The sequence below is a fragment of the Pseudomonadota bacterium genome (genome assembly GCA_039818985.1).
In the GTDB taxonomy this organism is placed as follows: domain Bacteria; phylum Pseudomonadota; class Alphaproteobacteria; order Sphingomonadales; family Sphingomonadaceae; genus Alterisphingorhabdus.
This window is the reverse complement of record JBCBSU010000001.1, coordinates 802442-821346: the sequence shown is the minus strand read 5'-3', so window position 1 is coordinate 821346 and position 18905 is coordinate 802442. Positions and strand designations below refer to the sequence as shown.

The 18905-nt window shown below is 59.2% G+C and carries 18 protein-coding genes and 1 tRNA gene; 8 read left to right on the top strand and 11 right to left on the bottom strand.

What is annotated here, in order from left to right:
* Positions 1 to 179 precede the first annotated feature (179 nt).
* The 3 genes from AAFX04_03820 (at position 180) to AAFX04_03810 (ending at position 2841) form a co-directional block, all read left to right on the top strand.
* Entirely contained in the window at positions 180 to 965 is a 786-nt protein-coding gene (locus tag AAFX04_03820; GenBank protein ID MEO1044547.1) for a hypothetical protein, read from the top strand.
* Between the two features lie 10 nt (positions 966 to 975).
* Positions 976 to 1890: a carbon-nitrogen hydrolase family protein gene (locus AAFX04_03815; protein MEO1044546.1), complete on the top strand. Its 915-nt coding sequence runs from the start codon at positions 976 to 978 to the stop codon at positions 1888 to 1890.
* A gap of 279 nt (positions 1891 to 2169) precedes the next feature.
* Positions 2170 to 2841 carry an MIP/aquaporin family protein gene (locus tag AAFX04_03810; protein ID MEO1044545.1) on the top strand — a complete coding sequence of 224 codons (672 nt, stop codon included), beginning with the start codon at positions 2170 to 2172 and terminating at the stop codon, positions 2839 to 2841.
* 138 nt (positions 2842 to 2979) lie between these two features.
* On the opposite strand, the gene AAFX04_03805 is transcribed toward AAFX04_03810, so the two are convergent.
* Entirely contained in the window at positions 2980 to 3960 is a 981-nt protein-coding gene (locus AAFX04_03805) for a nitronate monooxygenase family protein (GenBank protein MEO1044544.1), read from the bottom strand.
* A gap of 41 nt (positions 3961 to 4001) precedes the next feature.
* Entirely contained in the window at positions 4002 to 4775 is a 774-nt protein-coding gene (locus AAFX04_03800; protein ID MEO1044543.1) for a thioesterase family protein, read from the bottom strand.
* Between the two features lie 257 nt (positions 4776 to 5032).
* Between AAFX04_03800 and AAFX04_03795 the strand changes: the two genes are divergently transcribed.
* Positions 5033 to 6577 carry an alkaline phosphatase D family protein gene (locus AAFX04_03795; GenBank protein ID MEO1044542.1) on the top strand — a complete coding sequence of 515 codons (1545 nt, stop codon included), beginning with the start codon at positions 5033 to 5035 and terminating at the stop codon, positions 6575 to 6577.
* Positions 6578 to 6618: 41 nt separating this feature from the next.
* Here AAFX04_03795 and AAFX04_03790 read toward each other — a convergent pair.
* Positions 6619 to 6693, bottom strand: a tRNA-Val gene (locus tag AAFX04_03790).
* Between the two features lie 108 nt (positions 6694 to 6801).
* On the bottom strand, positions 6802 to 7176 hold the full coding sequence (locus AAFX04_03785) for a response regulator (GenBank protein ID MEO1044541.1): 375 nt from the start codon (positions 7174 to 7176) through the stop codon (positions 6802 to 6804).
* A gap of 174 nt (positions 7177 to 7350) precedes the next feature.
* Here AAFX04_03785 and AAFX04_03780 point away from each other — a divergent pair, with 174 nt between their 5' ends.
* Entirely contained in the window at positions 7351 to 8292 is a 942-nt protein-coding gene (locus AAFX04_03780) for an N-formylglutamate amidohydrolase (GenBank protein ID MEO1044540.1), read from the top strand.
* 69 nt (positions 8293 to 8361) lie between these two features.
* Positions 8362 to 8841: a hypothetical protein gene (locus tag AAFX04_03775; GenBank protein MEO1044539.1), complete on the top strand. Its 480-nt coding sequence runs from the start codon at positions 8362 to 8364 to the stop codon at positions 8839 to 8841.
* Between the two features lie 81 nt (positions 8842 to 8922).
* Here AAFX04_03775 and AAFX04_03770 read toward each other — a convergent pair whose 3' ends face one another.
* A complete protein-coding gene (locus AAFX04_03770; GenBank protein ID MEO1044538.1) occupies positions 8923 to 9723 on the bottom strand; it encodes a SapC family protein in 801 nt (266 codons plus the stop codon).
* A 39-nt stretch (positions 9724 to 9762) separates the two neighbouring features.
* Positions 9763 to 11235, bottom strand: a complete 1473-nt coding sequence (locus AAFX04_03765) for an FAD-binding oxidoreductase (GenBank protein ID MEO1044537.1) — start codon at positions 11233 to 11235, stop codon at positions 9763 to 9765.
* A gap of 122 nt (positions 11236 to 11357) precedes the next feature.
* Here AAFX04_03765 and AAFX04_03760 point away from each other — a divergent pair, with 122 nt between their 5' ends.
* Positions 11358 to 11924, top strand: a complete 567-nt coding sequence (locus AAFX04_03760; GenBank protein MEO1044536.1) for a hypothetical protein — start codon at positions 11358 to 11360, stop codon at positions 11922 to 11924.
* A gap of 154 nt (positions 11925 to 12078) precedes the next feature.
* Positions 12079 to 13446, top strand: coding sequence for a DEAD/DEAH box helicase (locus tag AAFX04_03755; protein MEO1044535.1), 1368 nt, complete (start codon positions 12079 to 12081; stop codon positions 13444 to 13446).
* Positions 13447 to 13490: 44 nt separating this feature from the next.
* On the opposite strand, the gene AAFX04_03750 is transcribed toward AAFX04_03755, so the two are convergent.
* From AAFX04_03750 to AAFX04_03730, 5 genes are all read right to left on the bottom strand, one after another.
* Entirely contained in the window at positions 13491 to 14180 is a 690-nt protein-coding gene (locus AAFX04_03750; GenBank protein ID MEO1044534.1) for a class I SAM-dependent methyltransferase, read from the bottom strand.
* A gap of 25 nt (positions 14181 to 14205) precedes the next feature.
* Complete coding sequence (locus tag AAFX04_03745) at positions 14206 to 16374, bottom strand: TonB-dependent receptor (protein MEO1044533.1); 2169 nt, start codon at positions 16372 to 16374, stop codon at positions 14206 to 14208.
* 160 nt (positions 16375 to 16534) lie between these two features.
* On the bottom strand, positions 16535 to 17281 hold the full coding sequence (locus AAFX04_03740) for an enoyl-CoA hydratase/isomerase family protein (protein MEO1044532.1): 747 nt from the start codon (positions 17279 to 17281) through the stop codon (positions 16535 to 16537).
* Positions 17278 to 17754: a thioesterase family protein gene (locus AAFX04_03735; GenBank protein MEO1044531.1), complete on the bottom strand. Its 477-nt coding sequence runs from the start codon at positions 17752 to 17754 to the stop codon at positions 17278 to 17280. Before AAFX04_03735 ends, AAFX04_03740 begins: the two co-directional genes overlap by 4 nt.
* On the bottom strand, positions 17741 to 18898 hold the full coding sequence (locus AAFX04_03730) for an iron-containing alcohol dehydrogenase (GenBank protein MEO1044530.1): 1158 nt from the start codon (positions 18896 to 18898) through the stop codon (positions 17741 to 17743). The genes AAFX04_03735 and AAFX04_03730 overlap by 14 nt, the downstream gene beginning before the upstream one ends.
* Between the last annotated feature and the right edge of the window lie 7 nt (positions 18899 to 18905).

The following is an 18905-nucleotide window of genomic DNA, read 5'->3' as shown; positions in this document are numbered from 1 at the left end:
TTTGACTGTCTATGTCGCCGGTCCCGCACAGGCGGAGCTGACGAAACATAGTGTGAGGACCAATGGGTTCTGAGCCTGGACCATGTGCCATATAGCGGCGCCCAATCGTTGCAGCAGGGAACAAAAGCCGTCGGCCATCATTGGCTGATTACTGACTCACACGCATGAAAGGCGCATCGATGACCCATCCGGCCCCCGCCGCACCCATATGGCAGGACTATTTGCGCGCATCGCTGCTAATCATCGGCGCGGTCGGGCAGATGCTGTTTGCCTTTTTCCCCGAGCTGGCAGGCCTGGGCGAAACCATCACCAGCCGGTCTCGCGCCAGCGATACGGTGCTTATCCCGGCGGGTTATGCCTTTGTCATCTGGCTGCCGCTCTATTTCGGCTCCATCGCCTTTGCCGTCTATCACGGCCTGTCCCGCAATCTTGCCGACCCGATGCTGCAGCGGATCGGTTGGTATGTCACCGCCTCCTATTGGGCCAATCTGGTCTGGGCGATCCTCACCCCGGCACTGGGGCCAGGCTGGCTCAGTTTCATCCTGCTTGAGCTGATATTACTGCCGTTGCTCTTCGCCATCTACCATCTGCGCTCGGCTGCTGCGCTGTCGAGAGCCCGGCAATGGGCGCTGGCTCCGGTCTATGGACTGGCGGGCTGGCTGACAGTCGCCTCGCCGGCGGGTCTGTCGGTCGCGATCAATTTCGAGCAGCCCAATATCTGGATGCAGTCGGCGATGACGCTGGCGCTGGTGATCCTCGGCATATGGGCGGTGCTGGCGGTATTTGCGACGCGTTTTTCGCGCTCATGGGTCTATGCCGGCGCTGTGTGCTGGGGTCTGCTCGCGGTAGCGCTGGTCAATGTCGCGCGCGAGGAGGACATATTGGCGGTTATCGCCTTCACCCTGTTTGCCCTGATCGCGATCAGCGCCTACACCAGCCGCAGAGCCGCAATCCAGCCGGCCTGAGGACAGGCTATTGACCGACCAGACCCGCACCGTCTCTATTGTCCAGGCGGGCAGCGACTCGTTCGATACCGATACCACCATCGCAAAATTCGGTGACTGGCTGTCACAGGCCAAAGTGGTGGGCAGCGAATTGGCGGTCTTCCCTGAGGCCTTTATCGGCGGCTATCCCAAGGGCGTCGATTTCGGCGCCCGGGTCGGGTCGCGCGATGCCGCCGGGCGGGAGCTGTTCCGGCTCTATGTCGACAATGCGGTGGAACTGGGCAGCGAGCGGTTTCAGGCGCTGTCCGAGGCCGTGGCCGCCAATGACGTGGCCTGCATCACCGGGGTGATCGAGAAGCGCGGCGGCACGCTCTATTGCTCGACCTTCGGTTTTGAGAAAGACGGCAGCCTGCTCGGTGTCCATCGCAAGCTGATGCCGACGGCGATGGAGCGGCTGATCTGGGGCATGGGTGACGCGAATGACCTTCCGGTAATGGACAGCAGCGCCGGGCGGCTGGTCAGCGCGATCTGCTGGGAAAATTATATGCCGTTGCTGCGCAACCATTACTATGCGCACAACCCGGATTTCTATTGTGTCTCGACCGTTGATGACCGACCAGTCTGGCTGCCCAGCATGCAGATGATCGCGCTGGAAAGCCGCAGCTTCGTTCTTTCTGCCTGCCAATATCTGGAGCGTGGCAATATATCGCTCAGCACAGAGCAATTTGACACCATTCAGGGCAACACGCCGGAAACCGTGCTGATCTCCGGTGGGTCCTGCATCATCTCCCCCATGGGTGAAGTATTGGCCGGGCCTGTATTTGGCGCGGAGACCATTCTCACCACTGAGGTCGATCTGAATGATCGTACGCGTGGCCAGTTCGATATGGATGTTGCTGGTCACTATGCGCGCCCGGATGTGTTTGCTTTTCAGCTGCGTGACTGAATAGGTTTACCGTCAGACTCCAATAATCCCATGGACTATGATGGTGCGTTGCGGCTTGGCCAAGAAAGCGGCTGGCCCCATCAGAGAATTTTCATCCCAGAGTTCGCGCTTGGGCAAAAACAACAGAATGAAGGCGTCATACCAACTAGCCGTGATATTTGCCGGAGCACCATCTGCCGCAATGCCATCTTCCCAGATCGAGACTGCAAAGGAAGGTGACAGATCCGGTTTTCTGATAGTATAGACAGCAACAACCAGACCGACGAAGCCGCATCTCAAATGGATTATAACAGCTCCCAGAAAATCATCGCCGAAGCTCTGGGTACGGGGCTGCTTCTCGCTACGATTGTCGGTTCGGGAATAATGGCGGAAACGCTGTCCTCGGGAAACATCGCATTGGCTTTGCTTGCCAACGTCATCGCCATCGGAGCCATGCTCTACGTGCTTATAACCACGCTTGGTCCTGTTTCCGGCGCGCATCTCAATCCAGCTGTCAGCACCGTTTTCGCATTGCGGGGCGACCTTCCATGGAAAATGGCAGGCCTGTTCATTGTTGCACAGATTATTGGCGGCATAATCGGCACTTTGACTGCCCACGCAATGTTCGATCAAGCAATCATCCAAGTCTCCATCGAAGATCGCTCAGGGGTTCCGCTTATTTTCTCGGAGGCGGTCGCAACCTTTGCTTTGATATTCACAATCCTGATGACATTGCGGGCACGACCTGCCGCAGTTCCGGCAGCCGTGGCCCTTGTTATAACCGCCGCTTGCTGGTTTACGGCCAGCACGTCTTTTGCAAACCCGGCTGTCACCATCGCCAGAATTTTCACCGACACCTTTACCGGAATTTCCGCCACAGATGCGATTCCGTTTGTCCTGATCCAGTTCGTCGGGGCAGCCCTAGCATGGTGGCTGGCCGACAGAATTCTAGCACCGGGCAAGACCAAATGAACGCGATCTTTTGGCAGCTAGCGGTGAAAGTAAGAACTTTTTTGAAAACGCTGACAATAATCATCACCACGCCCATGGTACCCGCCATGCAATAAGCCTGGCGGAACACCATAATGGGCTGGATGATGCAGCTTGACCTTACGCTGCCTTGAGGAATCCACCCAGACGCTGATTGATGATCTCTTCGGCCTCGGCCATGATCCGGTCGATTAGCTCCTGACAGGTCGGGATATCGTTGATCAGCCCGGCGACCATGCCGCACGACCAGGCACCCTTGTCCATCTCGCCTTCCATCATGATCGAGGGATAAACGCCCGCCACCTGCTCGATGATATCGGTGAATTGCAGGTCGGCGCCCTTCTCCTTCTCGATCTCCAGAAGCTGTTCGACCGCAGCGTTGTTGAGCACGCGTTCGGTGTTCCGCAGCGGTCGCATGACGAGGCGGGTATCGAGCTCGGATGCGGCAACGATCGCCTGTTTCACATTGTCATGCACAGGGGCTTCCTTGGTGGCGATGAAGCGGGTGCCCATGTTCATGCCATCGGCCCCCATTGCGAGCGAGGCCACCAGCGAGCGGCCATCGGCCTGCCCGCCCGAGGAGACGAATGGAATTTCCAGCTCATCAGCAGCACGCGGCAGCAGGATCATGTTCGGCACGTCATCCTCGCCCGGATGACCGCCGCACTCAAAGCCATCAACGCTGACCGCGTCACAGCCGATAGACTGTGCCTTTAGTGCATGGCGCACACTGGTGCATTTGTGGATCACTTTGATGCCCGCGCCCTGCAGCGGCGGCAGCACCTGTTGCGGGTTGTTGCCGGCGGTCTCGACCACCTTGACCCCGCCCTCGATAATTGCTCGCACCATGCCTTCATAGTCCGGCGCATTGACCACCGGCAGGAAGGTCAGGTTCACGCCAAACGGCTTGTCGGTCATGTCCTTGCATTTGGCGATCTCGTTGGCGAGATCGGCGGCGGACTTCTGCGTCAGCCCGGTGATGATCCCCAGCCCCCCGGCATTGGAGACCGCTGCCGCCATTTCAGCGAAACCGACATAGTGCATGCCGCCCTGGATGATTGGGTTCTTGATGCCGAACATCTCGGTAATGCGGGTTTTCATGATGGGCTCCTCCCTTATGTCCTGTCTTTTCCGACTCTGCGCTAAACGAACAGTGCTACCGACTGCATGCCGGTCATGACCGGTTCGAGGCGGCTGTTGCGCACTGTCATATATTGGCTGCTGGCACCATTTTGCGCGTGATGCGTCTCAGAGGTCAACAGCCACCAGCCATCTTCGGTCTCGGGTGTGTCGGTGAGCAGGTTGACCTGCCAGTTCATCGAGCTGACCGGACCGGACTCGGTCATCAGTCCCATGGCCGAAGGCGGCAGCGCGTCACCAATGCACAGCAATTCGGTCATCACGTCATGATCAGCGTCATCGCGCAGCCGGTGCCATGCCTCAAGTCGGCTGCTGCGCTTGCTGAGGTCGAGCCGCTTGTCGGGATAGTCGAAATGATAGGTGAAAAACTCTTCCGGGCCATTGCGAAGCTCGTCCGCTGCAGGAATCGGCGGCACCTCGCTGCGATCCAGCCCGTGATATACGACATGGCTGGCGCGCGGATTCATGAAGATGAAACTGGTCATCATACCGACGCCCGCATCCGATGTGGTGCGGGCGCTGACAAAGGCGGTGTTCTTGCCCCGGCGCAGCAGTTCCACGCTGATGGTGCATTCGCCGGCAATCGGGCCGACAAAGGCGATCTGGGCCGAGCGTAGCGGCGGTGCATCGGGAAGGACCTGGCGCGCGACATGATGGCCCAGTGCAGCGGACAGGCCGCCATAGCTGGTGCGGCCCTGCATCCAGCTCGACGGTACGGTCAGGGTCGCGGCGCTGTCGCTGACGCGGACAGTCTGGAGAAGATCGGACAGTTGCATGACGCCGTTTAAGCGCAGTTTTGCGCCCTTGGCCACGGCTTTTTGTGGCCGGGCAGAGGCAGGCAGCAAGCCGTAGCGTCAGGCTGTGTGGTGAATGTCCGCCCTTGCTTTCACCCCGTGAAGCCGTCATCCGACTCCGGTAGCGCAATATGGCTGCAACATAGCGCGCGTAACGCCATCGGCATGAACAAAGGGGTTCCATTACGGTGACAGATGATCGCAACAAACGGCTGGAATTGAGCCGCCGCCACGCGCTGATGACATTTGGCAGCACAGCCATTGCCGGACTGGCGCTGGTCACGGGAACGCGTGCCATCGCATCGCCTACCTTTCTCTCCTATCCGTTCCAGTTGGGGATCGCTTCGGGCGAACCTGAAGCCGATGGATTCGTGATCTGGACCCGGCTCGCGCCCGAGCCGCTTGCCATCGGCTATGGCATGCCCGCTGCCCCGGTCGAAGTGGAGTGGGAAGTCGCCAGCGATGAGCGGATGCAGGGCGTGGTCGCAAGGGGCACTGCTGTCGCCAGACCCGAACTTGGCCATGCGGTCCATGTCGAAGTCACCGGGCTCCAGCCCAATCGGCCCTATTGGTATCGCTTTATCGCCGGACGCGAGCGTAGCGCCATCGGTCACAGCAAGACGACCCCTGCTATCGGACAGCCAGTCGACCACCTCCGCTTCGCCGTCGCAGGCTGCCAGAATTACGAGCAGGGCTATTACACCGCGCACCGCTATCTCGCCCGTGAGGAGGCCGATTTCGTCTTCTGCTATGGCGACTATATCTATGAAGGGCGCGGCAGCCGTTTCCGCAACTATCGCGAAGGCCCGGTAGAGACAGTACGCCAGCATTTTGGGGCCGAGATATATTCAATCGACGATTATCGCCGCCGTTATGCGCAGTACAAGATGGATGTCGACCTGCAGGCGGCACATGCCGCCGCACCCTGGTTTGTCACATGGGATGATCATGAGATCGACAATAACTGGGCCAGCGATGTCGATCAGGACACGACACCGCACACCATTTTCAAACTGCGTCGCCAGATGGCAATGCAGGCCTATTATGAACATATGCCTTTGCGCGCGTCAGCGTTGCCCATCGGCGCCTGGATGCAGCTCTATCGCCAGGCCCGTTTCGGCAATCTGATTGACTTCAATATTCTCGACACAAGGCAATATCGCACCAACCAGCCATGTAACGACCGATGGGGCATGGTCTGCGACGACACCTGGAATGAGGGCGCCGATATGCTGGGACAGCAGCAGGAGCGCTGGCTGTTCGAGAAACTGGGTACGTCGAAAAGCAAATGGCAGGTTCTGGCCCAGCAAGTCATGATGATGGACCTTGACCGGTCACCGGGCCCTGACCTTACCGAGAATCTCGACAGCTGGGCAGGCTATCGCACCCCGCGTAAAAGGCTGTTGGGGCAGCTGCGCGATCTGAACCTCGACAGCGTCGTTGTCCTCACCGGAGACGAGCATCAGAATTATGCCGGTGAGTTGCACATGAATGGTCAGCGACCGGAACCAAAACCGCTCGCGACCGAATTCGTCGCCACCTCGATCACGTCAGGTGGAGACGGCGAAGACCAGCGTGGAGACACAAAAGCAATACAGGCTGAGAATGAATGTCTGAAATGGCACAATGCGCAGCGCGGCTATGTGATCTGCGATGTCACCGCCGACCTATGGACCACAGAGTTCAAGACGCTCGACCGCGTCAGTTCACGCGGCGGAGCAATAGCCACACGCAAACGCATGGCGGTTGAACGCAAAGCGCCAGGCTCGCTCGCTAAAGCCTAGCCCCCGTTCGCCAAAGGACCGGTCTATCTGGAGGGGGATGATGGTGGGCGTAGGAAGAGTTGAACTTCCGACCCCTGCGATGTCAACACAGTGCTCTACCACTGAGCTATACGCCCACATGAATCATCACGGCCGTCGGGCCGGGCTGCGTCTCTAGCCAGCGCCTGCATGCTTGGCAAGCGCCTTTTTAGTTGTGTGGACCGCTTGCTGTCAAAGCGCGGACGCTAGAGTCCACTGGGGTCCATCTTGTCCAGCGCCCGGTCGACCTCGAGCACCAGATCCTTGAGGTGAAACGGCTTGGACAGCACCCGTGCATCGGGTGCCGCCTGCCCGGCTTTGAGGCTGACTGCGGCAAAGCCGGTGATGAACATCACCTTGGTCTTGGGCGAAACCCGGGCGCAATGCTGCGCCAGCTCAATCCCGTCCATTTCGGGCATCACGATATCGGTGAGCAGCAGATCATAATATTCCTGCTCGAGCAGCGGTGCTGCAGCGGTGCCGCGATCCACATCGGTGACATGATAATCGGCCTTCTCCAACGCACGCTTGAGATAGGCGCGCATCGCATCCTCATCTTCTGCCAAAAGGATTCGTTCCATGCCAACCCCGGATATCATTGCAAAATGCCGCACAATCAGGGTTGCGCGGCCCAGCCCTTATATGCCGGGACCGGTTAATTTTTTCCAGCCACAGCACGGCTTTTTCACCATCGCCGGACACAGTTTCAGCACCGCCCCTTGATAAGCACCCTGTGCTGGGCCATGTCGCTATCAATGGCCCTGCAAAGATACAGCTTTTCCGGACAAAACAGCTATTGGCGCTCGACCGACGCCGGTTTTGCGGCCGAGCGCTCACCGGTACTGCTTTCGGTGCCGCATGCCGGACGGCGCTATCCCGACGCGCTGCTCGACAATCTGCGCATCCCTGCTCAGGCGTTACAGAAGCTCGAGGATCGCTATGCCGACCTGCTGATCAGCGAAGCGCTGGAGCAGGGCGAGGAGGCACTGGTGGCCATGGCACCGCGCGCATGGATCGACCTCAATCGCCACCCCGATGACCTCGATCGGCGCGCGATCAGTGGCATCGCCGCCAGCGCCGCCATCGACCGGGTCAAAGGGACGCGGCGAAAAGCACCGAACAATCCCTATGGCAGCCAGCGGCGCGCCAGTGTCGGCCTCGGCCTGGTGCCGACACGACTCAACGATTATGGCGATATCTGGCGCAATGGCTGGACCATGGCCGACATCACCCATCGTATATCTGCGGTCCATGCCCCCTATCATGAGGCAGTGACCGAGCGGCTGGAACAAAGGCGGGCGATGTTTGGTTGTGCAATTCTGCTCGACGTGCATTCAATGCCCAGCCTGCCCGCCGAAGCCGGGCGACCCGATTCACCGGCACAGATCCTTTTTGGCGATCGCTATGGATCCAGCGCCCCCGATGCATTGGTCAGCCGGCTGGAACAGCTGGCGCGCGATCACGGCTTTCGTGCCGACCGCAACCGGCCCTATGCCGGCGGCTATATTCTCGACCGCCACAGCCACTGCGATGCCGCAGTCTATGCGGTACAGGTTGAGGTGGACCGGGCGCTGTATCTCGATCGAGAGGGCGTACCCGGTCGCGCCATCGAATCTGTGCGCAGACTGATCGCGGCGCTGTCCCGGGCCGCAGCGGACTATGCCGGCGGAGTGGAGTGGGTCGAGGCCGCCGAGTAGTTTTTCTATTGATAATCATTATCAGTTATGCCATCTCTTGATCCTCACCACGGGACAGGAGACAGCATCATGGACAGGCAGATCAATGACAACACCGACAGCGACGCGGTGACTGCAAAAAGCATTGCACAGCCTGACCCAGCCAGCGCGGACTATTATGTCGGCAATATAATGCTCGATGGCCTGTCGCCGCTCGAACGGCGGCTGCTGCTGGCCTTTCGCTTTGCCATCATGGCGGGAAAGCGTGATCTTGACGGTGTCAGGATGCTGCAGATGCGCACCGGGTCGCTGGAGACCGCAATTCAAATGAACCGACTGGTGCGTCGCCTTGGAGATCATTGGGAGGGGCCGTTCATGATCGCCCCGCCCTGCTATCAGCAACTCACTGTCGATGAGGCGGTGGTCGCACAGATGCTGCGCGCCGCCATGGCCAATGACCGCACCGCATTCAATACCGCTTTGCAACCCATGTTCAACGACCCCGTGATTACCGGTTTCTGGTGGGTCACCCGCGCCATCGCCAGAGCGGCACTCGACGCGGTCAGCTAGTCCTGCGCAGCCAGCGAGAGGGAGCAGTCAGCAAAAAGGCGCTACCGCAAGCGGTAGCGCCTTTTTGCTGTGCAGCTTAGATTAGTTGAGCTGGGCGTCGCCTGCGGTCGGTGCGTTTGTCACCTGCGGCACCTTGCCTTCGGCAACCTGCTGGGCGAAAACTTCACGCATTACCTGCAGCGAAAACAGATGCGCATGGATCAGCGGCAGCATACCGTTCTGGTTGATCTTGCGCAGCTCATCCCCACGCAGCTCGCGCAGCTTTTCCTCGCTGACCATCTGGAAGCCGCGATAGATGAACGGCTTGTCATTGCCTGTCTGCTGGATCGAAACTTCGCCGTCCATGAGCAGGTCATATTTTTTCAGCTCGGTCATGAAAGCACCGGTGCGGGCACCGGCTTCCTCAAAGCTTTCACAGAATTTGAGGATGTTTTTCGTGGTTTCGGTGGTGTTGCCGTCATCATCGAACAGCGCGTCACCATCGTCAAATTCCCCAACTGCACCGCTCGACGGATCAAAGCACAATGACAGCTCCTGCGAATCGGGCTTAAGCTTGGCAAGGAGGAATGGATAGCGGCGGATATAGGCCGGCACATAGACCGGGTTCTTCATCCTGCCATCTTCGCCCATGTAAACGTTGACACCCTCATTGAGACCCATCAGCGCCAGTGGAACCGGGTTTTCACCAACCGTGAAGATGATCGGATAATGGCGCTGCGCCTGCGGAAATTCTTCAACCGTCAGCGGGATGGCATGGGCGTTTTTCAGAAACTCGGCATTGTCTATGCCACGCACCTTCCATTTGGCGTGGTCTTTACTGCTGAGCGGAACAAGTTCCTTGAAGAAAAGCGGCAGATTTGAGGGCTGTGGCTGGCTAGCCATTATCATTCTCCGAAAATGCGATGAAATATGGCTTGGGCCTTAAGAGTTGTCGCCAGAAGACGCAAGGGGAATGAGTTTGCCCGGGTTCATTATATTGTGCGGATCGAGCGCGTTTTTGATCGCCGCCAGCGCATAAAGCCGGGCCGGGTCGCCAAGGCGCGCCAGCTCGTCGCGCTTGAGCTGACCAATGCCATGTTCGGCCGAGATCGAGCCGCGCCATTGCTGCACCTGATCATAGACCCAATGGCTGATGTCATGCGCCGGACCGGCATGCCAGCTCTCGGCATCGCTGCCGGACGGGGCGAGCACGTGAAAATGGACATTGCCATCGCCCATATGGCCAAAGGCAACGGCGCGGGTGCCGGGGAAGCGCTTTTCAACCTCGGGACTGATACTGCTGATGAAGCTGGCCATATCGGCGACGGGCACGCTGATGTCATGCTGTACTGCCGGGCCGGCGGCGCGTTCTGCTTCGGCAATGGAGTCGCGGATCTTCCAGAACGCCTCGGCCTGTGCCTCGCTGGCGGAAAGCACGGCATCGTCGATCAGCCCTGACTGCATCGCCGCAGCCATCACTGTTTCGGCACGGTCGGCCGAGGCCATGTCCGCGTCATCATCGCGCACAATCTCGATCAGGCAGTGCCAGCGATGCGCAACTGCGAGGGGGGCACGGGTGTCGGGGATATGCCGTACTACATTGTCGATACAATGCTGCGGCATGATCTCGAAGCCTTCCATATAGGCCCCTGCTTCGCGCTCCAGAAACAGCAGCAATGCCCGCGCCGCCTCGGGGCTGTCGACACCGGCCCAGGCGACAGTGCGGTCGATTATCGCCGGACTCAGCCGCAAGCGCGCGGCGGTGACAACGCCCAGCGTACCCTCGGCCCCGACCAGCAAATGGTTGAGATCATAACCGCGATTATCCTTTTTCAGTGCCTCCAGGCCCTGATGGATACTGCCATTGGGGAGCACTGCCTCAATCCCGGCGACCAGCGCCCGCATGGTGCCGTGGCGCAGCACTTGCGTACCGCCAGCATTGGTCGACACCAGTCCACCCACCGTGGCTGACCCCTTGCCGCCGAGGGTCAGCGGGAAGCGCAGGTCCATGTCCGCAACATGCTCATGCAATGTCTGCAGGATCACCCCAGCTTCGGCAATCACCGCGCGTTCGTCGGGCAGGTCGATGCGAATGCGATTCATCCGCCGCATCGACAGCAGCACTGCAGCGCCGTCGGCATCGGGGGTGGCGCCACCAACCATGCCGCTATTGCCGCCCTGCGGTACCAGCGCCACGCGGTGTTCCGCCGCCTTGGTCACCAGCCAGGCAGCCTCTTCGGTCGAGCGTGGCGCCAGCATCGCCGCAGCGCACCCATGAAACCGCCCGCGCCAATCGGTAAGCCAGGGCGCCATCGCTTCACGATCGGTGGTAATATGCGGCGCAAGATCGCTGGCGCGCAGCGCGTCGAGAAAGCCCCCTACCCTGTCTGTCACGATGGATTCATGCTGGTTCATTGTCTCATTCCGGGCAAGCGTTGCAGCGATGCAACAGTGACCCAACAATCTGAGTCACGGGTTAATCACATGTTCAAATGGCGATAGTAAAGCAAGCCGATAGTGGATGGGTAGAGCATCAAATGGCTTTTTCGGCAGCTTTGCTGCTTTTTTTCGGACTCGGAGCGGCAACAGACGAGACTGCGCCGGCGGACGCGGAAACACCACTCGTCCCCGCAGCCGAAATGGTGCCGACCGAACAGCCAGAAACCGACACCGGGCGGCAGCAGTGGCTCGAATGGATTGCCGAATGGAAGAATAACCAGCGCGCGATGCAGGTGCGGATCGAGCAGCGGGTGATTATCCGCATTCCGCGCACCAGCCGCCGACGCCTGCCCGCTGCAGACCTGCGCGCCGGGCAGGTCAGTCAGGACTGGCAGGAACGCAAGATCGGCAAATGCCTGCCGATGAACAGCATTGCCGGGGTGCAGATCGGCCGCGACGATCAGATGCTGCTCTATCTGCGCGATCGGCGCATCATCCGCGCCCAGCTGGAAAAGGCATGCCGCGCCCGCGATTTTTATTCAGGATTCTATCTCGAACAGAGCAATGATGGACGGCTGTGTGTCGACCGCGATGTGCTGCAGGCACGATCAGGCAGCAAATGCGAGCTGACGCGTATCCGCCAGCTGGTACCGAAAGACGACTGACGGGGCAGTCGATATGCCCGCCCTGCCACTGCTGTCTGCTGCGTAACAATTGACTTTTGCGCATTTAATCCGCAAAGCCCGCAACTGTGTTCGCATGCGCAGCAACTTGCCGCGCCCGATACCCATTTTTTCGGCCCATTTTTCCGGATAGACTATGAACTTCGCCGATCTCGGCCTTTCTCCAGAGTTGCTCAAAGCCGTGGATGACGCCGGCTATAGCGAGCCGACGCCGATCCAGGCACAGGCCATTCCCTCGGTGTTGATGATGAAGGATCTCATCGGCATCGCCCAGACCGGTACCGGCAAGACCGCGTCCTTTGTTCTGCCGATGATCGATATATTGGCGCAGGGCCGTGCCCGCGCGCGCATGCCGCGCTCGCTGATCCTAGAGCCGACACGCGAACTGGCAGCGCAAGTCGCCGAGAATTTCGAGAAATACGGCAAATATCACAACCTTTCCAAGGTATTGCTGATCGGCGGCGTGTCGATGGGTGATCAGGTCAAGGCACTGGAAAAGGGCGTTGATGTGCTGATCGCGACGCCGGGTCGGTTGATGGATCTGTTCGAGCGCGGCAATATCCTGCTCACCGGTTGCGATCTGCTGGTTATCGACGAGGCTGACCGGATGCTCGATATGGGTTTCATTCCCGATATCGAGCATATCTGCACCAAATTGCCGGCAACGCGGCAGACCATGCTGTTCTCTGCGACCATGCCGCCACCGATCAAGAAGCTGGCGGACAAGTTCCTCAACAATCCCAAGAATATCGAGGTGGCACGCCCGGCGACTGCCAATACCTCAATCGCCCAGGCCAAGATTCCGGTGACGCAGCGCGGCAAGCGTGCTCTGCTGCGGCATTTGCTCGACGCCGATGACATGCGCACAGCGATCATCTTCTGCAACCGCAAGACCACGGTACGCGAGCTCAACAAGAGTCTGAAACGGCATGGTTTCGATTCAGGCGAGATCCATGGGGATATGGATCAGTCCAATCGTCTTGCCGAACTGGACCGGTTCAAGGCCGATACCATCAACATCCTGGTCGCCTCCGATGTCGCTGCGCGCGGCCTCGACATCAAGGGTGTCAGCCATGTGTTCAACTTTGACGCACCCTGGCACCCGGACGACTATGTTCACCGCATCGGCCGTACCGGACGCGCCGGGGCAACCGGCAAGGCGTTCACTTTCTTCACCGACGAAGACAACGAGAATATCGCCAATATCGAAGGCCTTACCGGCCAGCAGATCGAGGAAATCCCCAACCCACTGAAAAACGCGATGCGCGCGCCCGGGGATGCCCCCAAAGGCAAGGGGCAGGACCGGGACAAGCCAAAATCCAAAGGCAAACCGCCGTCAGACGAAGCCCCATCCAGGCCGAAGCCGGAGAAGAAATCGCGCAAGCAGCGCAAGGGCAAGACAGGCGATGACTCCGCGCAACAGCATGACAGTGACGCAGATCAGGATGATGGCGGCTGGAACGGGCCGGTGCCGGACTTTCTTTCGATCCCGTTTAAGCAATAACGGTTAGCGAAATCAGGAAGCGCAAGCGCTGTTCTGCGGCGCCATCATATCGCTTTCGTCATCCAGGCACGATACCACAGAGATTGAAAGAACAGCTGCGGTGCGCCGAAACCGGCGGCCTGCAACAGCGCGGCTGTCCGGTGTGATGAGATTATCGGCATGGCCTGTATGATTCCTGGACCTGCCTCAACTTCTTCTTCAGCTAGTCCAGCAAGTGCACCATAGCGTCGAAAAACGGGCACAATCGTTTGGAAATCCTCGGCATTATCAAAGCTGACATCAGCATGCAGCAGGACTGCACCGGGTTTAAGCCGTTCTCTGATGGCATCACAATAGGCGCGCTTGCCATCAGCACCGTCATCATCTTGGAGAAAATGCATCACCAGAAGTGATGTAGCGGCATCAAAGCGGGTATCTGTAAGCGGCAAATCCGCTACCGTTCCCGTGACCAGCTCTATACGCGCACGCTGTTGGCAAATACTGGCATAATAACGCGCAATTTCGAGCATCTGCTCCGATGGATCGACACCGGTTATGGCGTAATTGCTCTCGCTCGCACCTAGATTCTCGATCTCACGCCCGCCGCCTGCGCCGACAACAAGGACTTTCGCGGCTAAAGGCAAATAGGTTTCCAGCTGGGCGCGGCAGAGTTGATAGAGCGCATCGGCTCCCGGGAGAGCCTTTTGCATTTCTCTGTAGCGTTGGACTGCAAAGGGGGCGTCATCATAATTCATGACAACACCCCCTTTGCCAGTGGCCTTAGAAGCTGACCTTCGCCGAAACCCGGAAATCACGACCGGCCAGCGGTGCGAAATCTTTGGTGAAACTTGCTGCACGACGACCGACAACATCGAAAATATTGTTGGCCGATGCCAGCAGTGTCACAGCGCCGTCGGCGCCCAGCGGCTTCCATGCAACCTGGGCGTTGACCAGGGTGAAGCCGTCGGTCTCGGTTTCGAAGGTGGCGTTGCGGTTCTGGTCATCAAACCATTCGACCTCGACACGACCGTTGAGCGTATCGCTCTGGGCTTCCAGGCCACCGAGCAGCCGCAGCGGCGGGATGCGCGGCACCGGCCCCAGACCGTCAAGCGAGGCCCGGGTATAGTCGGCAACGCCGTCGACCACGAACTCGAAGCCGCCAGAGCGGGCAAATATAGCCGAACCCTGAGCTTCAAAGCCGTAAAATTCGGCGTCGTTCTGGATGAACTGGAACACCGGCAGGCCATCTTCTTCCGCACCGGTCGGTATGTCGATGATGAAATTGTCGAAATCATTATAATAGGCGGTAATGGCGAACTGCCAGTTGGGCTGGTCAACCCGCAGGTAGATCTCACCGCCAATGCTGCTCTCGGTATCGAAATTCGGGTTGCCGATTTCAAATGCCTGGGTCGCGATGTGCGGGCCGTTGGAGAACAATTCTTCCGGTCCGGGCGCGCGTTCGGCACGCGACAGGTTGACGCCAGCCTTTACGCCCTCGGCAAAGTTGTAACCGGCGCCGATGGCGCCCGAAACGCTGTTGAAGTTGCGCTCGATACCCAGAACACTTGAATCGCTGTCTACGCGGTCATAACGCAGCGCACCCTCAATATCCCAGTCGCCGGTACTGATTTCCTGCACCGTGAAGATACCAAATTGCGACGTCAGGTTAGGCGGAACAAAGGCTTCCGCGCCAATGGCGGAGAAGTCGCGGAAGCTGTACTGGATACCGCTCGCGCCACGCCATCCATTGCGCTCGCGCTGGATCAGCTCGGCACGCGCCTCGATACCCTCATTGCTGAACACGGTACCGACTTCATCACCTTCAAATTCGATCTGCTCGAAATTGGCATAGGAGGTACGCAGGCGCAGTTTCTCGAAAAAGCCCGACAGATAGACCTCGCCGACAAAGTCCACCTTGACCTGCTCCAGGCCGATGGTGACGGGGCCTTCTTCTTCCTCTTCCTCACCTTCCTCTTCTTCGCCTTCTTCATGGGCGTGTTCGGCGCCCGGACGCTCGGGCACACCATAAAGGCTGTCGAAATAGCTGACCGACATGCCGAGCATACCGCCATCGCCAAACCAGCTCAGACCGCTGCCGAAGCTGTAGGTCTCGGTGGCGGTATTGGGGATGCGGTTGCGCAGTTCGGCCAGTTCCAGCGCTTCGGCGGCTTCGTCGAGATTGCCTTCCTCGGTTTCTTCGGCCGCCACTTCGAGCTGTTCTGCACGCAGTTCCGGCGACAGCACAAAACCGCCCACTTCCAGGTCGTCAGTGTTGCGATAGTTACCATCGACATGGAGCACGAGATTGTCGGTGATCGGAAGGTCGAGCGTTGCACCAATGCTGCGCTCATTGGCGGCGGTACCATAGCTGCCCAGAATATCGACGTGCAGATCATCGGGCACAGCGCGCGGGATACGCTTGTCGAAGCTGTTCACCGCACCGCCAATGGCATTACCGCCGTAGAGCAGGACTGCCGGGCCGCGCAGTACTTCGATGCGCTCGAGCAGCAGCGGCTCCACCGTCACGGCGTGGTCGGCCGAGGTCGTCGAAACGTCGACAAGACCGACACCATCGTTGAGCACGAGGATGCGCGGTCCCTGAAAACCGCGCAGCACCGGACGAGAAGCACCCGGGGTAAAGCTGGTTGCCGAAACACCCGGCAGCTTGGTCAGTATCTCACCGATTTGCGGCTCGAGTTCCTGGGTCAGATCATCGCCTTCGATAACCGATGTACCGGCGAGAATGTTGAGGTCGTCAAGATAGCCTGCGGAGACAATGATGTCGGGCAGGGTATGGATATCATCCTCGTCAATGTTCCTGGAACGGTCACTGCCGGGCTGATCTTCAGCAGCTTCCGGAGCGGCTGGCTGTTCCTCGGCAAATGCCGGTGTGGCAAGCGCACTGGACGCCAACAGCGCAGTAACAAAGAGAGAATGTGTGCGACGCATGGTCTGACCCCTTCAATACGGATATTTTTACAGTGGGTGTGGCGTCTATTTTTAATGTTATACTATATCAAGGCCAATTTATCGCTTTCCGATGAAAGGCGATCATATTACGATAAAAGGCGCGATATTCCGCGCCTGATGTCACCATTTGGCAACAGGCTCAAAAGCGCGACAAACGCTCGCTGCTGTCGTCAATTTCAGGATATTCGCGTGCCAATTCACCGGCCAATGCCTGCTCTATCCCCTGCCCCGCTTCGGCCAGCTGATAGAGATCTTTCAGCGCCGCAATAGTAGCGGGGGAATTGGCGATGATCTGGGTGCAGCGTTCTTGTACCAGTGTATCAAGCGCCGCTTCATCGGCGGCAGCTTCATTGGTGAGACCGATAGCGGCGGCCTCCTCGCCCGACAGCGTCCGCGCGGTGAAGGACAGTTCGCGGGCGCGCCGTACCCCGATGGCCCGAGGCAGGTTCTGCGTCATCCCCCAAGTCGGGCGGATGCCGAATTTCGCATGGGTATCGCCGAATTTGGTGACTTTGGTGGTGAAGATCATGTCGCAATGCAGCGCAATCTCCAGCGCCCCGGTAAAGCAAAAGCCATGTACCCTGGCGATTACCGGAAAGGGTGCTGCGCGCACTGCGGCGCCGAATTCGGCGCTCGGCCGATCGAAGACATCACCAATCTTGCCCGCCTCCGGCTCGATGCCCTGAAGCACCTTGAGATCGACGCCGGCGGAAAATGCCCTGCCTGCTCCGGCAATCACCGCCACACGCACATCGGACCCCGCCTGCGCAATCGCGTCGCGCATCGCTTCGAGCATTTCGGGGCGAAAGGCGTTGAGTGCATCGGTGCGGTTGAGGGTCAGCTTCAGTACACCATCCTCGTTATCGATCAGCACCATATCGGTCATCCGCCTTCTCCCGCTGTCCCGAGCCTCTCAAGCACCCGTCGCAACGCATGATCTATAGGCACCGGCCGACGGTTTTCACGGTCGACATAGACATGGGTGAACGCACCATGCGCCGATGCCTGCGGATCATCATTAGTGAACAGCGCCACGCCATAGCGCACCGCGCTGGTACCGATATGCTCGACCCGCACTCCGGCGAATATCCGGTCAGGAAAAGCCATGGGCTTGTGATAGGAACAGTGCGTTTCCACCACCAGCCCGATGGTCTCGCCGGCATGGATATCGAGCACGTCATGGCTGATCAGCAGCTGGTTCACCGCGGTATCGAAATAGAAATAGGCCACCGCATTGTTGATATGGCCGTAAATGTCATTGTCCGACCAGCGTGAGGTAATTGTGACAAATTCGGCATAATCGCTGCGCTTTGGCGGCTGCGGGCGCGCTTGCCGTTCGCCAGCTTCACCAGGCGGCATCGTAGATCTCCCGCGCCGCGTCGCGTGTCATTTCACGCGGATTGTTGACGAGCAGCCGCTCCTGCAGCATCGCGTCGTCGGCGAGCCGGTCGAGCGCGGCTACCGGAATATCGATATCACGCAGCCGCTGTGGTGCTCCGGAATCGCGCGATAGCGCTTCCAGATAGCCGATAAAGCTCTCCGCCTGCGCCGCGATCCCTACAGGTGCCGCCAGACCAAGTGCCAGTGCAAGCTCAGCATAAAGCGGCGCTGCAACCTCGAGATTGAAGCGCAGCACATGCGGCATCACCAGCGCATTGGAAAGGCCATGCGGAACATGGAAGATACCGCCTAAAGGATAGGCCAGTGCGTGCACCGCTCCGACGGGTGAATTGGCGAAGGCCTGACCTGCCAGCATCGATCCGCGCAGCATCGCCTCGCGCGCCACCATGTCATCACCATTCTGACAGGCCTGTACCAGATTGCAGGTGAGCAGCCGCAGCGCTTCCCTTGCCAGCATGTCGGACATCGGGTTTTTCTTCAGTCGACCGGTATAGGCCTCGATCGCGTGCACCATTGCGTCAATGCCGGTCGCAGCGGTGATCGCCGGTGGCAAGCCGCGGGTCAGTTCAGGATCGAGAAACGCCGCATCGGCATAAAGGCGCGGTGAAACGATCCCGGCCTTGCTGGTCTCGCCTGTGGTGAGAATGGCGATTGGTGTCACTTCCGAACCGGTGCCCGCCGTGGTCGGAACCATGAACAGCGGCAGCCGCGACGAAGTGACATTGCCGACACCATACATGGTGGAGAGTTCCTGCGGTTCAGGCCCGGCAAGCACCGCAATCACCTTGGCGCTGTCCATCGGGCTGCCGCCGCCAAGACCGATCACCGCATCGGCACCGAAATCACGCACCCTGTCGGCCATGGCGAGCACCACATCTTCGGGTGGGTCGGCAACTATGCTGTCGAACACCGCCGGTTCGCACCCGGCAGTCCGCAGCACTTCGCACAATTGTTCAACAGTGCCGGTGGCGACCAGGCCTTTGTCGGTGATGATGGCGGGACGGCTCAGCCCGGTCGAGGCAAGATGGCCACCAAGCTGGTCCGTGGCACCGCAGCCAAAGACCAGCATCGGCACCGTCTGGAAAGGAAATGAATCGGTCATGGCGCTC

What these genes read in the sequence shown, in the direction of transcription:
- AAFX04_03820 (MEO1044547.1), top strand. Translation starts at nt 180, where the DNA reads ATGACCCATCCGGCCCCCGCCGCACCCATATGGCAGGACTATTTGCGC.
- AAFX04_03810 (MEO1044545.1), top strand. Translation starts at nt 2,170, where the DNA reads ATGGATTATAACAGCTCCCAGAAAATCATCGCCGAAGCTCTGGGTACG.
- AAFX04_03805 (MEO1044544.1), bottom strand. Translation starts at nt 3,960, where the DNA reads ATGAAAACCCGCATTACCGAGATGTTCGGCATCAAGAACCCAATCATC.
- AAFX04_03800 (MEO1044543.1), bottom strand. Translation starts at nt 4,775, where the DNA reads ATGCAACTGTCCGATCTTCTCCAGACTGTCCGCGTCAGCGACAGCGCC.
- AAFX04_03795 (MEO1044542.1), top strand. Translation starts at nt 5,033, where the DNA reads ATGACATTTGGCAGCACAGCCATTGCCGGACTGGCGCTGGTCACGGGA.
- AAFX04_03785 (MEO1044541.1), bottom strand. Translation starts at nt 7,176, where the DNA reads ATGGAACGAATCCTTTTGGCAGAAGATGAGGATGCGATGCGCGCCTAT.
- AAFX04_03780 (MEO1044540.1), top strand. Translation starts at nt 7,351, where the DNA reads ATGGCCCTGCAAAGATACAGCTTTTCCGGACAAAACAGCTATTGGCGC.
- AAFX04_03775 (MEO1044539.1), top strand. Translation starts at nt 8,362, where the DNA reads ATGGACAGGCAGATCAATGACAACACCGACAGCGACGCGGTGACTGCA.
- AAFX04_03770 (MEO1044538.1), bottom strand. Translation starts at nt 9,723, where the DNA reads ATGGCTAGCCAGCCACAGCCCTCAAATCTGCCGCTTTTCTTCAAGGAA.
- AAFX04_03765 (MEO1044537.1), bottom strand. Translation starts at nt 11,235, where the DNA reads ATGAACCAGCATGAATCCATCGTGACAGACAGGGTAGGGGGCTTTCTC.
- AAFX04_03760 (MEO1044536.1), top strand. Translation starts at nt 11,358, where the DNA reads ATGGCTTTTTCGGCAGCTTTGCTGCTTTTTTTCGGACTCGGAGCGGCA.
- AAFX04_03755 (MEO1044535.1), top strand. Translation starts at nt 12,079, where the DNA reads ATGAACTTCGCCGATCTCGGCCTTTCTCCAGAGTTGCTCAAAGCCGTG.
- AAFX04_03750 (MEO1044534.1), bottom strand. Translation starts at nt 14,180, where the DNA reads ATGAATTATGATGACGCCCCCTTTGCAGTCCAACGCTACAGAGAAATG.
- AAFX04_03745 (MEO1044533.1), bottom strand. Translation starts at nt 16,374, where the DNA reads ATGCGTCGCACACATTCTCTCTTTGTTACTGCGCTGTTGGCGTCCAGT.
- AAFX04_03740 (MEO1044532.1), bottom strand. Translation starts at nt 17,281, where the DNA reads ATGACCGATATGGTGCTGATCGATAACGAGGATGGTGTACTGAAGCTG.
- AAFX04_03735 (MEO1044531.1), bottom strand. Translation starts at nt 17,754, where the DNA reads ATGCCGCCTGGTGAAGCTGGCGAACGGCAAGCGCGCCCGCAGCCGCCA.
- AAFX04_03730 (MEO1044530.1), bottom strand. Translation starts at nt 18,898, where the DNA reads ATGACCGATTCATTTCCTTTCCAGACGGTGCCGATGCTGGTCTTTGGC.